This is a genomic window from Dokdonella soli (assembly GCF_039523175.1).
GTDB classification, from domain to species: Bacteria; Pseudomonadota; Gammaproteobacteria; order Xanthomonadales; family Rhodanobacteraceae; genus Dokdonella_A; species Dokdonella_A soli.
The window spans coordinates 183,554-197,428 of sequence record NZ_BAAAEU010000025.1 but is presented as its reverse complement, the minus strand read 5'-3'; the positions used below and the strand labels follow the sequence as shown (position 1 = coordinate 197,428).

Genomic DNA, 13,875 nt, shown 5'->3' with positions numbered 1-13,875 from the left:
CTGGGTGAGGGGCGGCGGAAGTGCGCAACAGTGGATTGCTTGAATACCCCACGCCTTCAATCGTTCGGCGGCTGTGCGCATGAACGAACCCGCGCCTCCTCACCCCGGCCCTCTCCCCCAACAAGAATCCGTTGGGGGAGAGGGGGCAGGATGCAGAGGATTGTGGTGCTGTCTTACTTCGGCGGCGCGTCGAAACCATAGGCGCAGAAGATCGCCTGTTCGGGTGCACTGCGCAACAGATCGAGCAGCTTGTGAGCGGCCGCCGAATCATAGCCGGCGACCAGCGCGGCCGGATACACGATCGGTGCGTGCGTGTTTTCCGGAAACGTCGCGACGATGCGCACGGATTGCTCCGATACCGCATCCGATCGATAGACGATGCCGAGCGGCGCCTCGCCGCGCGCGACGAAATTCAATGCGGCGCGCACGTTCTCGGCCGCCACGACGCGCGATTCGACCGTGCCCCAGACACCGAGCCGGCCCAGCGCGGCCTTCGCGTATTTGCCGGCTGGCACGCTGTTCGGTTCGGCGAGTGCCAGGTGACCATTCTTGCCAAGCGCACCGGCCAGATCAAAACCGGGCGTGATCGCGAGTTGTGCCGTGCTGTCCTTCGGTGCAATCAACACCAGTGCGTTGCCGAGCAGGTTCGTGCGTGTGTCGGCCACGAGCAGGTTTTTCGCTGCGACATAGTCCATCCAGTCCAGGTCCGCGGAAACGAACAGTGCAGCCGGCGCGCCAGCCTCTATCTGGAGCGCGAGCTGCGAGCTCGCGGCATAGCTCGCTTTTACGTTGCCGATCGCCGCGACGTCCGGGCTGGCGATGATCCTGTCGAGCGCGGGCTTCAGGCTCGCCGCCGCGAACACGAGCAGGTCATCCGCCGACGCGCGCGCGGGCAGCAGCGCTACGAGCAGGGTCAGCGCCGACGAGACAAAGCGCAATGTGAAGTGTCCAACTGGATTCATGGGCGTATCTCGTAGGGTCGACAGGAACCCTGTCGCGCGATGCATGACTATGATGGCGCACGACGCCACTGCGGAAGAACCGGATGAAAGCGAAAGACGTGGTCGCTGCGATCCACCTGCGCATCCGCATCACGCCGGAGATCGCATTCGGACCCGGCAAGGCCGATCTGCTCGAAGGCATCCGCGACACCGGCTCGATCGCAGCTGCGGGCCGGCGCATGCGCATGAGCTACAAGCGCGCCTGGCAGCTTGTCGAGGAACTGAACCGGCTGTTCGATGCGCCGCTGGTCAGTGCGAGCAAGGGCGGCGTGCGCGGTGGCGGCGCCGAGTTGACGCGCGCCGGCGCCGACGTGCTCGCGCGCTATCGGCGCATGCAGGCCGACTGCAGCAAGGCGGTGCGGGCGGATCTGGTGGCGTTGCGCAGGCATCGGTCGTGACCAGCCTATGGGGCGTGATGGTGCGTGTCGCGATATAGTCTGACGGAAATATCGACCATTGTCGCTCCGGTCCCGCGCGCTGTCATATCGATAGGACGACGCGGAAGTTCCGCGTAGCCGCAGTGCCGATGACGATGCGGACATCGACACCAGCGGAGCGAACGATGCGTCACCAGAGACTTGCCGTGGCTCTTGCAATGGCCGGGTTTGCGGCATCCGCCAGCGCCTACGATGTGAACGACTGGCCCACGCACTACACGTTCGGTGACGGCACCGACATCGGCCTCATCGGTGTCTACCGCTATGACGTCAACGAATTCAGCGACGACCGCCGGCCGAACGGCAGCCACGCGTTCACGGACGCGCACACGAACCGGCGCAAGGAACTCGGTCTCACGCTGAAGAAGAAGGGTGTCTACGACGCGATCGTCGACTACGAATACCAGGGCAAGACCTGGCTCGACACCAATATCCGCGTGCAATCGAAGGCGTTCTTCGGCGAGGACTACGGCGCGTTCCGCTTCGGCTACTCGAAGACGCTGGTGTCATTCGAGGGCGTGACTTCGACCAAGGCGACCTCGTTCCTCGAACTCGCGCTGCCAGCGCAGGCGATCTACGAAGGCCGCCGCACCGGCATCGACTGGCAGTTCGAGCGCCCCGTGTACATCGCGAACGTCGGTTACTACTGCTGCAAGGACCTGCAGGGCGACAATCACGGCCGGACGCTGGCCGGCCGCATCGCCTGGACGCCGCGCAAGACCGACGACGACGTGATCCATCTCGGCGTCGCCGCCTCGCGCGAGGACCGCGACAGGTCGATCGACGGCCGCGGCATCGAGCACGCGCCGAGCGCACGCATCAGCACGCCGCCGGAAGCTGGACTGACGCCGGTGCGCCTCGTCGACAGCGGCACGCTCGCGAAGGCGGACCACATCGACCGCAGCGGCATCGAAGGCCTGTGGATCGACGGACCGTGGTCGGTGCAGGGCGAACTGCTGCGAGCGGATGTCTCACGCTTCGGCGGCAACCCGGACTTCAGCGCGCATGGCGGCTACGTGTTCGGCAGCTGGGTGCTGAGCGGCGAATCACGCCCGTACAGCGGCGGCAACATCAAACCGAAGGGACGTTGGGGCGCCTGGGAACTGCTGCTGCGCTACAGCGAACTCGACCTCAACGACGGCGCGATCCAGGGCGGCAGGGAACACGACTGGACGCTCGGCGCGAACTGGTACCTGACTGAGCACTTCAAGCTGCAGGCGAACGTCATCCGCGCGTGGAGCGACAAGGGCAATCTCTCGCTCGATCCGACGATCTTCGAGGCGAGGGCGCAGATTTATTTCTGATGTGTCGGTCAGGATGGCGCAAACCGCAAAGTCAAGGCAACGCGTAGGTTGGGCTGAGCGTAGCGATGCCCAACATCCGGTGCGAGACCTGTTGGGGTTCGCAAGCTCACCCCAACCTACCGTGCTGAGCACTTCAAGCTGCGGGCGAACGTCATCCGCGCGTCGAGCGACAAGGGCAATCTCTCGCTCGATCCGACGATCTTCGAGGCGCGCGCGCAGATCTATTTCTGATGTGTGATGCCAGGTGGCGTCTCACGAGGTGTAGGTTGGGCTGAGCGGAGCGATGCCCAACGTCGAACGCAGCAGTCGTTGGGGTTCGCGGGCTCACCCCAACCTACTTTGTTGAAGCGTGCGCGATGGCTGGTGCGTGATCGCGTAGGAAATCCGCGCGTCGTTCGCGCGGAACATCGTAGGGCCGCCGCGCTTTGTTAGCATGACGCGATGTCATCCTCCGCTTTGCATATCCTCCAGTCCGTCTTCGGCTACCCCGCATTCCGCGGCGAGCAGCAGGCGATCATCGAACACGTTGCCAGTGGCGGCGACGCGCTCGTCCTGATGCCGACCGGCGGCGGCAAGTCGCTGTGCTACCAGATTCCGGCGCTGTTGCGCGACGGTTGCGCGATCGTGGTGTCGCCGCTGATCGCGCTGATGCAGGATCAGGTCGATGCCTTGCGCCAGCTTGGCGTAGAGGCCGCGTTCCTCAATTCCAGTCTCGACGCGCAGGCGCAGCGCGAGGTCGAGCGGCGTTTCGCGGACGGCGCGTTGAAGCTGCTCTACGTCGCGCCGGAGCGGCTGCTGACCGAGCGCTGCCTCGACCTGATCGCGCGTACGCCGGTGTCGCTGTTCGCGATCGACGAGGCGCATTGCGTGTCGCAGTGGGGCCATGATTTCCGCCCCGAGTACCGCGCGCTCACGATCCTGCACGAGCGTTTCCCGGCGATCCCGCGCATCGCGCTGACCGCGACCGCGGATGCGCCAACGCGGCGCGAGATCGTAGAGCGGCTGGCGCTGGAATCCGCGCGCCAGTTCGTCGCGAGTTTCGACCGGCCGAACATCTGCTATCGCGTCGCCGAGAAGGACGACGCACGGCGCCAGCTCAAGGATTTCCTCGTCGCGCACAAGGGTGCGTCCGGCATCGTCTACTGCCTGTCGCGGCGCAAGGTCGAGGACACCGCGGACTGGCTGGTCGAGCAGGGCGTCGCCGCGCTGCCGTATCACGCCGGCATGGATGCGGCGATGCGTGCACGCAACCAGCAGAGATTCCTGCGCGAGGAAGGCTTCGTGATGGTCGCGACGATCGCGTTCGGCATGGGCATCGACAAGCCGGACGTGCGCTTCGTCGCGCACATGGACCTGCCCAAGAGCATGGAAGGCTATTACCAGGAAACCGGTCGCGCCGGCCGCGACGGGCTGCCGGCGGATGCGTGGCTTTGCTACGGGCTCGGCGATGTCGTGACGCTCGCGCAGTTCATCGCGCAGTCCGAGTCCGGCGAGGAGCGCAAGCGCGTGGAGCGGCGCAAGCTCGACGAATTGCTCGGCTATGCGGAGACGACCGCGTGCCGGCGTCAGCGCCTGCTCGCATATTTCGGCGAGACGCTGCCGAAACCGTGCGGCAACTGCGACAACTGCCTCGAGCCGCCCGAAACCTGGGACGCGAGCGTGGTCGCGCAGAAAGCCCTGTCCTGCGTGTACCGCACCGGCCAGCGCTACGGCGTCACGCACCTGACCGCGGTGTTGCGCGGTGAAGCGGACGATCGCATCCGCAGCCTGCGCCACGACGAACTCAGCACCTTCGGTGTCGGTGCCGACCTCGACAAGCAGCAGTGGCGCGGCGTGTTCCGCCAACTCGTCGCGACCGGCCTGCTCACGCCGGACGAGGAAGGCTATGGCACCTTGCGCCTGACCGCTTCCAGTCGTGACGTGCTGCGCGGCGAGAAGTCGGTGCTTTTGCGCCGCCAGGCCGACAGTGCCGGACGGCGTGCCAAGCGCCAGAAGGTGCGCACCGAACGCACGCGTGCAAGCCTCGATATCGCGCCGCACGAGGCCGCGTTGTGGGATGCGCTGCGCGACCTGCGCGCGCGCCTCGCGAAAGAGCAGGGCGTGCCGGCCTACGTGATCTTCCACGACGCGACACTTCTGTCGATGCTGCGCGAACGCCCACAGACCTTGTCAGCACTCGGCGCGATCAGTGGCGTCGGCGAGCGCAAGCTGGAGCGCTACGGCGAGGTGTTTCTCGGCGAATTGGCCGCGTCGGCCAACGTCTGATCGCGCGTTGCCGACCGTTCATGCGAATAAGAATGCCTTAAGGCTGGGCAGCTACGCTGGTCATCCCCCATCAGCGAGATCCATCATGAACAGCCGAATCATTACGAGTGGCGCATTCGTTCTTGTGCTTGCAGCGTCCGCGTTCGCGGGCCAGCCCCCGCAGGACCTGCACACACAGGCGAAGATCGCCGAAGCCGACGCCCGCGCGACCGCGTTGCAGAAGGTGCCGGATGGAACGATCGCGAGTTCGGAGCTGGAGAAGGAGCACGGCAAACTGATCTGGTCGTTCGATATCAAGCGTCCAAACTCGAAGGACATCACCGAGGTCCAGGTCGATGCAAAGACCGGCGCGATCGTCTCGACCCAAGTCGAGTCACCCGCCGATCAGGTGCGCGAGGCGGCTGCCGACGCGAAGCCGCATGTGCAACACTAGCGCGTCATTGTCTTGACGAAAGATCGCACAAGGCGCACGAGAGCCGCGCCGACACGGGTCCGGGCGGGTTGCATCGAACACCGAATCGGCCCGCTAGGACCGCGGCAATCGGCGCGATCCAATCCTGCAGCGGACCGCCGAATGCGCGTTGCGTGGTTTCAGCGCACGCACAAACCGCTAGACTTGGCGCTGGCCGATGCGATCCGGCCATCGATTGGATCGCACCACCGACGTGACGTATGGGCACCACCACCCCACATCCGAGCGGTTCCACGCCGCTCGGCGCCGCCCATCGAACGTATCGGCACTTGCGATACCCGTCGATTGCGTGCGCGCTTGCCGCGCTCCTCGGCGGCTGCGCGATGGTGCAGCTGCCGCGTCTCGCCGACGACACGCCGCCTGCGTGGCAGAACACGTCCGCGAGCGAGGCGAAGGCGCCGGCTCCGGATCTGCGCGGCTGGTGGAAGGCGTTCAACGATCCGGAACTCGATCGCCTGGTCGACCAAGCGCTTTCGGGCAACCTCACGATCGCCCAGGCCGCGCTGCGCATCGACGCGGCACGCACGCTGGCCGATCACCGCTATGCGGGATTCCTGCCGCAGTTCGGCGTGCATACGCTCAATGAGCCGGCGCCGGACAGCAGCGCCAGCTATTTCCAGATGGGTTTCGATACGAAGTGGGAGCTTGGCCTGTTCGGCCGCTCCACAGGCCACTCGCGCGTTGTCGCGGGTGATCTCGGCATTGCCGAATCGGATAGGCAGGCGGCACGGGTCAGCGTGGTCGCCGAAGTCGCGCGCAGCTACGTGGAGCTGCGCGGCGCACAGCGACGCCAGGGTCTGCTGGAACAACTTGCCGCCGATGCCAGGGACAAGGTGGGGCTGACCGAGACGCGTGTCCGCCTGCGCCTCGCGTCGGCGAACGATCTCGCGCGTGCGCGAGTGGAGCAGGCATCCGCGGAAGCTGCGCTTTACGAGCCGCGGCTCGCCGTCGTGCAGAGCCGGCAGAAGCTCGGCGTGCTGCTTGGAAAAATCGAACCGGACGCCGCCTTGGTCGGTGCCGGCACGCAGCCCGAACTCGGCGACCTGCGCATCGCCTCCGCGCCGGCCGACCTGCTGCGCACGCGGCCGGAGATCCGGCGCGCCGAGAGCGAAGTGCTGAAGGCCGCCGGCGAACTCGGCCTCGCGCGCGCCGAGCTGTATCCGCGCCTCGGCCTCGGTGGTTCGTTGACCTACTCGGCGCGCGTGATCGGCCGTACGCGTCTTTCGGATGCGGATGGCATCGTGACTTTCGGTCCGGCCATCGATATACCGCTGTTCGATTGGGGTGCGCGAAAGGCGGCCGCCGACGCACGCGATGCGGAACTCTCTGCCAGTGTGCTCACGTATCGCCAAGCCGTACTGGAAGGTATCGCCGAGGCGGAAACCGCGATGGCGGCGCTGGAACGGCAGCGCGAGCGCATCGCTGCGCTCGGCCGCGGCCTCGCCGGCGTTGAACATGCCGCGGCCACGACCGGCACACTGCGCCGGCTCGGCCTCGCCGACGGCTTCGACCGCGTCACCTCGACCGCCGCGCTGGTGCAGGCGCGGCTCGAGATCGCGCAGGCCGAGCAGGAGCGCAATATCGCGTTCATCGCGCTGTACAAGGCGCTGGGTGGCGCCCCGCTGCCGCACGCGGAGCCCGCGGACTGATGGTGCCGCTCGCCCGCAAGACCCTGGTCTACGAATGGCGTCGCTTCCTGCCGTCGGCGCTCGCGGTCGCGTTCTCCGGCCTGCTGCTGCTGGTGCAGGCGGCCCTGGTGTTCGGCATCTTCAACAGCGCGGCGGTCTACATCAAGAAATCCGGCGGTGATCTCTGGCTCGGTTATCCGGGCACGCAGAGCATCGAACTCGGTCGGCCGATTCCGCGCGAAGCGGAAATCCGTGCGCTGATGGACCCCGAGGTCGTGCGGGTGGAACCGTTCAACTGGATCGACGGTGACTGGCGCGGCCCGGCCGACAAGGGCGGTGTGTCGGTGTTCGTCTCCGGCGTCGACACGCGCGCCGACGGCATGATGTTCGGCGACGTGCTGACGCCGGCGTTGCGTGCGAAGCTGGACGAGCCCGACGGGGTCATCGTCGACAGGGCCGACCTGACCAAACTTGGCCTTAACGTCGGTGATCAGGCGGTCATCAACGGTCATCGTGTCCGCATCGTCGGTGTTGGCAACGGTCTGCGCGCGCTCGGTGGCGTCAACATCGTGACCTCGCTGGCGACTTCGCACCGGCTCGACAGCAATGGCAGCGGCGAAGTCGCGTATTACCTTGTCAAGCTGCGCGATCCAGATCAAGCCAATCAAGTGCGTGCGCGGCTGCAGGCCGGCGCACAGCGTTTCGAGGTCTGGACGCGTACGGCGTTCGCGCGGCGCGCGGTGACCTACTGGATGTTGGAGACCGGCGCCGGTGTCGGCGTGCTGTTCCTGGCCGTGGTCGTGTTCCTGGTCGGCGCGGTCATCACCAGCCAGACCCTGATGGGAGCGGTCGCCGGCTCGATTCGCGAGTACGCCACATTGCACGCGCTCGGCGTCGGCTTCGGCGCACTGCGCCACGTCGTGCTGAAGCAGGCCGCCTGGGTCGGCGCATTCGGTCTCGTCGTCGGCGGGCTGGTGACCGCGCTGGTGGTCGCGATCGCACGTCATCGCGACGTGCCGGTGCAGCTCGATCTGGTCACGGTCGCGGTCTGCGCAGTGCTGGTCATGGGCATCGCGCTGGTATCCGGCCTGATGGCGGTGCGCGCGCTGCGCCATGCCGATCCCGCGCTGCTGCTCCGGTGACCGTCGCATGAGCGCGCTGATCGCCGATTCCCTGTGCAAGTCCTTCATCACCGGCGCGGTGCGCACCGACGTGCTGCGCGGGCTGTCGGTGACGGTCGAGGCCGGCGAACTGACCCTGGTCTCCGGTCCCTCCGGCTGCGGCAAGAGCACGCTGCTCGCGATTCTCAGCGGGCTGCTGCGCCCTGACGGCGGGCGCACATCCGCGCTCGGGCAGGATCTGGGCCGGCTGAAGGCGCGCGAGCTGGAGCACTTCCGCCTGCGGCACACAGGATTCGTGTTCCAGGGATTCAACCTGTTTCCGGCGCTGAATGCGCTCGAGCAGGTCGCGCTGCCGCTCGGCTATCTCGGCGTCGGCAATTCGGCGGCGCGTTCGCGCGCACGCGCCGCGCTCGAGGAGGTCGGCCTCGCCAGCCGCATGACGCTGCGTCCGGCCGAGCTTTCCGGCGGCGAGAAGCAGCGTGTCGCGATCGCGCGCGCGCTGGCCAAGGAACCCCAGCTATTGTTCGCCGACGAGCCGACCAGCGCACTCGATGCCGCGAACGGCCAGATCGTGATCGACACGCTGCACAAGATCGCACGCACACACGGTGCGACCGTGCTCTGCGTCAGCCACGACCAGCGCCTGATCGCGCACGCCGATCGCGTGTTGGCGATGGAGGATGGCAAGATACTGTCGGACCGGCGGCTGCGGTCCGCACCCAACGAGGATGCCTTGCGATGACCCGTGCGCTTGCACGATCGATTTCCTTCGCCGTGACGCTGGCGCTCGCCAGCGCACTCGCCGCGTGTTCGGATGACAGCGGCAGCGCGAAGTCCGGCGCAGCGCCGGCGCAAAGCCCGTATCTCGCGATGGCCCGCGGCCAGGTCGATGTCGAAGGCGGCCTGATCCGCATCGTCGCGCCACGTGACGGACGCATCGACGCGGTCAAGGTCGAGGATGGCGACAGCGTGAAGCAGGGCGACGTGCTTGCGTTGCTCGATCAGCGCCAGGCGCGGATCACCGTCGGCGTCGCCGAGGCAGGCCTCGGCCAGGCCGTTGCACAAGTCGACGTATTGAAGACGAAGGTCACGCCCGCCGAGGTGCAGGTCAAGCGGCTCGGCGAGGCCGCCGACGCGGGTGCCGCGACCGGTCAGTCGGCCGATGACGCGTCCGCGGCGCTGGCATCGCTGAAGGCCGAGACGGTCGCGGCCGAGGCCGCGGTCAAGGTCGCGCGCCAGCACGTCGATCAAGCGCGTGCCGAGCTGGAGGCGCGCGCGATCAGGGCACCTTCAGCCGGACGCATCGTGCAGCGCTCCGTGCATGTGGGCGACGCGGTTTCTACGCAATCGGCCACGGAACTGTTCCAACTGCTGCCGGATCGGCCGCGCATCGTCCGGGCCGAACTCAACGAGGCCTATGTCGACCTGGTCAAGCCCGGCATGCAGGCCGAGGTCGTGCGCGATTCGGATCAGGGCAAGGCCTGGCCGGCCCGCGTGCTGCGCGTCGGCGAGGTGTTTGGCCCGAGCCGCCTGACCGATGACCCGGTCGAGCGTGCCGGCGCGCACGATGTTGAATGCGTGTTGCTGCTCGAAGGGGTCGATTTCCGCATCGGCCAGCGCGTGCTGGTGCGGTTCAAGCGCTGAGCACGGTCCACAGCGGAGTCCGGGACGGGCGCGAAAGCCGGCCGAAAGACGGGGCCGGCTAACCTGTGTCCTGAGACAACCCCGCCGCGGGGTTTTCAGGAACCTCACTTGTCCAACTGGACCATTCTTTGCGACTTCGACGGCACCGTGTCGGTCGAGGACATCACCGATTCCCTGCTTGAGCGCTTCGGCCGACCCGGCTGGCAGGCGATCGAACAGGCCTGGCGGCGCGGCGAGATCGGCTCGCACGACTGCATGGCCCAGCAGGTCGCACTGCTTGAGGCGACGCGTGCGGAAATGGACGCGCATCTCGACGACATGTCGATCGATCGCGCATTCCCGTATTTCGCCGCCGCTGCCCGCGATTCCGGCATGCCTCTGGCGATCGTCAGCGACGGTCTCGACTACGCGATCCGGCGCATCCTCGGCAATTACGAACTCGGCGACCTGCCGATCGTCGCGAACCGCCTCGATGCGGTCGGCGAGAACGGCTGGCAGCTCGATTTTCCGTATGGCAAGGCCGGCTGCCGCAGCGGCAACTGCAAGTGCTCCTGCGCGAGCAGCGCGAAGGCCGCACGCAAGCGCGTGCTGCTGATCGGCGATGGCAATTCGGATTTCTGCGTCGCCGGTGAAGTCGACCTGGTGTTCGCCAAGCACCGCCTGATCGAGCATTGCCGGTCGGCCGGCATCCCGTACGTGCCGATCACCGGCTTCGCCGACGCGCTCGACCTGCTGCCGACGCTGCTCGCCGGCGAGCTCGCGGCGCACGGCCATGAAACGGCGCTCGCGCCGTCGCTGCAGGCGGCCTGACGTCAGGAGCCTGCCGGACTTGAGTTGGCCGGGCTGCAGAGCCTCGACCCCTCAAGTCCAACAGGCTCCTAAGCTTGTCGGCACCGGCGCTTTCGTCGCCGGTGCTCCCCGCCGAATTCCCGATCCCGCGCCCGCGCGCGGTCGATCCGCCCTTTGGAGTCGCATCCTTGAACATCGACAGCTCGAAGAACCCTCCGGCCGCCACGGACGCCCGACTCGTCGCCGGCCTCGACACAGCCCGTAGCGCCGACTTGTTCGACGCCGCCTGCAAGCTCATCCCGGGCGGCGTCAACAGCACCGCGCGCGCGACCTGGTCGGGATGGTCGCCGTATCCCTTGTTCGTCGAGAGCGGGCAGGGCTCGCGCCTGCGCGACGTGGACGGCAACGAATACATCGACTACCTGCTCGGCCTCGGCCCGATGATCTTCGGCCACCGACCGGCTCGCGTGACGCAGGCCGTGGTCGATTTCATTCAGAGCCGCGGCACCGTGTTCGCGCTGCCGACGGCCGATGAGGCGCGCCTCGCACAGAAGATCATCGACGCCGTGCCGAGCGTCGAGCAGGTACGCCTGTGCAACACCGGCACCGAGGCGGTGCTGTATGCGACGCGCCTCGCGCGCGCCTTCACCAAGCGCAACAAGATCATCCGCTTCGAGGGCATGTACCACGGCTTCTCGGACGGGGTGTACTGGAGCAAGCATCCGTCGATCGACAAGGCCGGCCCGGACGATCGCCCGATTCCCGTGCCGCAGGGCCCGGGCATGCCGAAGGGCGTGGAAGAGAACCTCATCATCCTGCCGTGGAACGATGCGCAGGTGCTGGCCGACGTGATCGCCCGCGAGGGCGACAGCATCGCGGCCGTGCTCACCGAGCCGGTGATGTGCAACACCGGCTGCATCCTGCCGAAGCCCGGCTATCTCGAAGCGATGCGCGAACTCACACAGAAGCACGGCATCGTGCTGATCTTCGACGAGGTCATCACCGGCTTCCGCCTCGGCCTTGCGGGGGCGCAGGGTCGCCTTGGCATCCGTCCGGACCTGTCCGTGTTCGCCAAGGGCATCGGCGGCGGATTCCCGGTCGCGGCGATGGGCGGGCGGGCCGACATCATGGCCCTGGTCGCCAACGGCACGGTGTCGATGGCCGGCACCTACAGCGCCAACGGCATCGCGATCTCGGCGGCGAACGCGGCGCTCGATGAACTGGCGACGCCGGGTCTGTACGCAAAGCTCGATGCGGTTTCCGACGAGTTGCGCCTCGGCCTCGCCAAGGTTCTGCGCGATGCGGGGCTGCCGGCGTATGTCGTCGGCATCGGCCCGCTGATGCAGGTGTGGTTCGCGAAAGAAGAGATCCACAACTATCGCGACGCCGAGCGCCATGCCGATCAGGAGATCTTCCGCCGCTGGTGGCAAGGCATGCTCAGCAAGGGCGTACTGTTCCATCCGGGCGCCTACGAGAACCTGTTCGTCTCGACCGCGCACACGCACGCAGACGTGGCGGCCACGCTCGATGCCGCAAGGCACGTGGCGGCGGATCTCGCGCGCACGCTTTGAGCACCGGGTCTTCTCGCCGAATGGCGAGATCATCGCGGCGGATGGCTTCGCCGCGAACCCAGAAACTGCTCGACCCGTTGCAGGCCAAGGTGAAGAAAGCGTAATCGCTGTCTTCACGCGACACGCAAAACGGCCGCCTTGGGGCGGCCGTTTTTTTGTGCCCATCTGATGGCAGGCGATCACAGCTGGGGAACATCTGGCAATTCGTCGTCGTGAACGCCGGGGCTCATTGTCTCTGCAACGGCCATCAGCTAAGGACCTCTGAAGCCGTCATCCCGGCGAAAGCCGGGATCCAGCTCTACGGCAACTCGTTGAAAAACTGGATTCCGGCCTTCGCCGGAATGACGAACTCTGACTTGTTCAGGCCTTCCCTAAGCCGATGTTTGCTTTGGCTTCCTGCTCATGCAGTCCGCCTTGCTTAGCTTCGCTATGGGGAGCTGGATGACAAGGTGGATTTGTTCAAACCTTCCATAACCAGAATTTGATACGTGATTCCGCTGAATATCGAACACTGCGCGCGACTGGCAATCTGTCTCATGGATAGGAGTGTGGTGCATGCGTCATGCTGTTCTCGTTTGCGTGCTGGCTTTGTCCGCGCCGCCGTCCTTGTTTGCGCAGGATGCCGCATCGGAGTCATCAGCCATCGCCAGCGTCACGCAACTCGATACCCTCGTCGTCAGCGGCGTGCAACCGGGGCCTGGCATGTGGAAGGTATCGAAGGGCGATCACGTGTTGTGGGTGCTCGGCACGCTGTCGCCGCTGCCGAAGAAGATCGAGTGGCAGGCGCACGAGGTCGAGGCGGCCATCGCGCAATCGCAAGAGGTACTGGCTTCGCCCGAAGTCGCGGTCAGCGCCAACGTGGGGTTTTTCGGCCAGTTGGCCCTGCTGCCTTCGTTGATCGGCATACGCAAGAATCCCGATGACGCGAGCCTCGAACAGGTGGTTCCGCCCGAGCTGTACGCGCGCTGGAGCGTGCTCAAGGGCAAGTACATCGGTCGCAGCAACAAGGTCGAGAAGTGGCGGCCGATCTTCGCCGCGCTCGAGCTGTACGAGGCGGCGCTTGAAAAGGCCGGTCTCGCCGATTCAGGCATCGTGCAGAAGAAGGTCAAGGCTGCGGCGAAACGTGCCCACGTCGTGACGACCACGCCGCGTGTCGAACTCGTGATCGATGAACCCAAGGCGACGCTCAAGGAGTTCAAGAGCACGCCGCTGAACGACCTCGACTGCTTCCGCAAGACACTCGACCGGATCGACACCGATCTCGGCACGATGACCGCACGCGCGAACGCCTGGGCGACCGGTGATCTGGATGCATTGCGCAAGCTGCCCTACACGGACCAGATGACCGCGTGCCGGGCCGCGATCACCGAAGCGAACCTCGCGCGCAAGCGAGGGATGACCGACGTGGATACGCGCATCGAGAAGGCCTGGCTCGACGCGGCAAGCGCCGCGCTGGTGAAGAATCAGGTGACGTTCGCGATGTTGCCGATCAGGCATCTGCTCGCTGCCGACGGTTACCTGTCCAGGCTGCGCACGCAGGGTTACGCGGTCGAGGAGCCGGGCGCGTTAGTGGAAGACGGCGCAGAAACACAGTCCGGCACCCGGTAGCTGCGATCGAGCCGGCTCCACACCGCGCACGCACC

At 66.4% G+C, this 13,875-nt stretch carries 12 protein-coding genes; 11 read left to right on the top strand and 1 reads right to left on the bottom strand.

What is annotated here, in order from left to right; translation table 11 throughout:
• Positions 1-173: 173 nt before the first annotated feature.
• Positions 174-962 (bottom strand): molybdate ABC transporter substrate-binding protein, encoded by a 789-nt coding sequence (modA, locus tag ABD002_RS17960; protein ID WP_343793654.1) that lies wholly within the window; start codon positions 960-962, stop codon positions 174-176.
• 83 nt (positions 963-1,045) lie between these two features.
• On the opposite strand from modA, the gene ABD002_RS17955 reads away from it, so the two are divergent.
• From ABD002_RS17955 to ABD002_RS17905, 11 genes are all read left to right on the top strand, one after another.
• Entirely contained in the window at positions 1,046-1,399 is a 354-nt protein-coding gene (locus ABD002_RS17955) for a winged helix-turn-helix domain-containing protein (protein ID WP_343793652.1), read from the top strand.
• Between the two features lie 164 nt (positions 1,400-1,563).
• Positions 1,564-2,742, top strand: a complete 1,179-nt coding sequence (locus ABD002_RS17950; RefSeq protein WP_343793650.1) for an OprO/OprP family phosphate-selective porin — start codon at positions 1,564-1,566, stop codon at positions 2,740-2,742.
• A gap of 441 nt (positions 2,743-3,183) precedes the next feature.
• Complete coding sequence (recQ, locus tag ABD002_RS17945) at positions 3,184-5,007, top strand: DNA helicase RecQ (protein ID WP_343793648.1); 1,824 nt, start codon at positions 3,184-3,186, stop codon at positions 5,005-5,007.
• An 85-nt stretch (positions 5,008-5,092) separates the two neighbouring features.
• A complete protein-coding gene (locus ABD002_RS17940; RefSeq protein ID WP_343793646.1) occupies positions 5,093-5,440 on the top strand; it encodes a PepSY domain-containing protein in 348 nt (115 codons plus the stop codon).
• A gap of 239 nt (positions 5,441-5,679) precedes the next feature.
• Positions 5,680-7,128 (top strand): efflux transporter outer membrane subunit, encoded by a 1,449-nt coding sequence (locus tag ABD002_RS17935; RefSeq protein ID WP_343793644.1) that lies wholly within the window; start codon positions 5,680-5,682, stop codon positions 7,126-7,128.
• The gene (locus tag ABD002_RS17930; protein WP_343793642.1) at positions 7,128-8,249 is read left to right on the top strand and encodes an ABC transporter permease; all 1,122 of its coding nucleotides are present in this window, start codon (positions 7,128-7,130) and stop codon (positions 8,247-8,249) included. The genes ABD002_RS17935 and ABD002_RS17930 overlap by 1 nt, the downstream gene beginning before the upstream one ends.
• Before the next feature lie 7 nt (positions 8,250-8,256).
• Positions 8,257-8,970: an ABC transporter ATP-binding protein gene (locus ABD002_RS17925; protein ID WP_343793640.1), complete on the top strand. Its 714-nt coding sequence runs from the start codon at positions 8,257-8,259 to the stop codon at positions 8,968-8,970.
• Positions 8,967-9,872: an HlyD family secretion protein gene (locus ABD002_RS17920; protein WP_343793638.1), complete on the top strand. Its 906-nt coding sequence runs from the start codon at positions 8,967-8,969 to the stop codon at positions 9,870-9,872. Before ABD002_RS17925 ends, ABD002_RS17920 begins: the two co-directional genes overlap by 4 nt.
• 108 nt (positions 9,873-9,980) lie before the next feature.
• Positions 9,981-10,682, top strand: a complete 702-nt coding sequence (locus tag ABD002_RS17915; RefSeq protein WP_343793636.1) for an MtnX-like HAD-IB family phosphatase — start codon at positions 9,981-9,983, stop codon at positions 10,680-10,682.
• Positions 10,683-10,849: 167 nt separating this feature from the next.
• Positions 10,850-12,232 carry an aspartate aminotransferase family protein gene (locus ABD002_RS17910; RefSeq protein WP_343793634.1) on the top strand — a complete coding sequence of 461 codons (1,383 nt, stop codon included), beginning with the start codon at positions 10,850-10,852 and terminating at the stop codon, positions 12,230-12,232.
• A gap of 555 nt (positions 12,233-12,787) precedes the next feature.
• Complete coding sequence (locus tag ABD002_RS17905) at positions 12,788-13,840, top strand: TraB/GumN family protein (protein WP_343793632.1); 1,053 nt, start codon at positions 12,788-12,790, stop codon at positions 13,838-13,840.
• The last annotated feature ends 35 nt before the right edge of the window (positions 13,841-13,875 follow it).

What these genes read in the sequence shown, in the direction of transcription:
- modA (WP_343793654.1), bottom strand. Translation starts at nt 962, where the DNA reads ATGAATCCAGTTGGACACTTCACATTGCGCTTTGTCTCGTCGGCGCTG.
- ABD002_RS17955 (WP_343793652.1), top strand. Translation starts at nt 1,046, where the DNA reads ATGAAAGCGAAAGACGTGGTCGCTGCGATCCACCTGCGCATCCGCATC.
- ABD002_RS17950 (WP_343793650.1), top strand. Translation starts at nt 1,564, where the DNA reads ATGCGTCACCAGAGACTTGCCGTGGCTCTTGCAATGGCCGGGTTTGCG.
- recQ (WP_343793648.1), top strand. Translation starts at nt 3,184, where the DNA reads ATGTCATCCTCCGCTTTGCATATCCTCCAGTCCGTCTTCGGCTACCCC.
- ABD002_RS17940 (WP_343793646.1), top strand. Translation starts at nt 5,093, where the DNA reads ATGAACAGCCGAATCATTACGAGTGGCGCATTCGTTCTTGTGCTTGCA.
- ABD002_RS17935 (WP_343793644.1), top strand. Translation starts at nt 5,680, where the DNA reads ATGGGCACCACCACCCCACATCCGAGCGGTTCCACGCCGCTCGGCGCC.
- ABD002_RS17930 (WP_343793642.1), top strand. Translation starts at nt 7,128, where the DNA reads ATGGTGCCGCTCGCCCGCAAGACCCTGGTCTACGAATGGCGTCGCTTC.
- ABD002_RS17925 (WP_343793640.1), top strand. Translation starts at nt 8,257, where the DNA reads ATGAGCGCGCTGATCGCCGATTCCCTGTGCAAGTCCTTCATCACCGGC.
- ABD002_RS17920 (WP_343793638.1), top strand. Translation starts at nt 8,967, where the DNA reads ATGACCCGTGCGCTTGCACGATCGATTTCCTTCGCCGTGACGCTGGCG.
- ABD002_RS17905 (WP_343793632.1), top strand. Translation starts at nt 12,788, where the DNA reads ATGCGTCATGCTGTTCTCGTTTGCGTGCTGGCTTTGTCCGCGCCGCCG.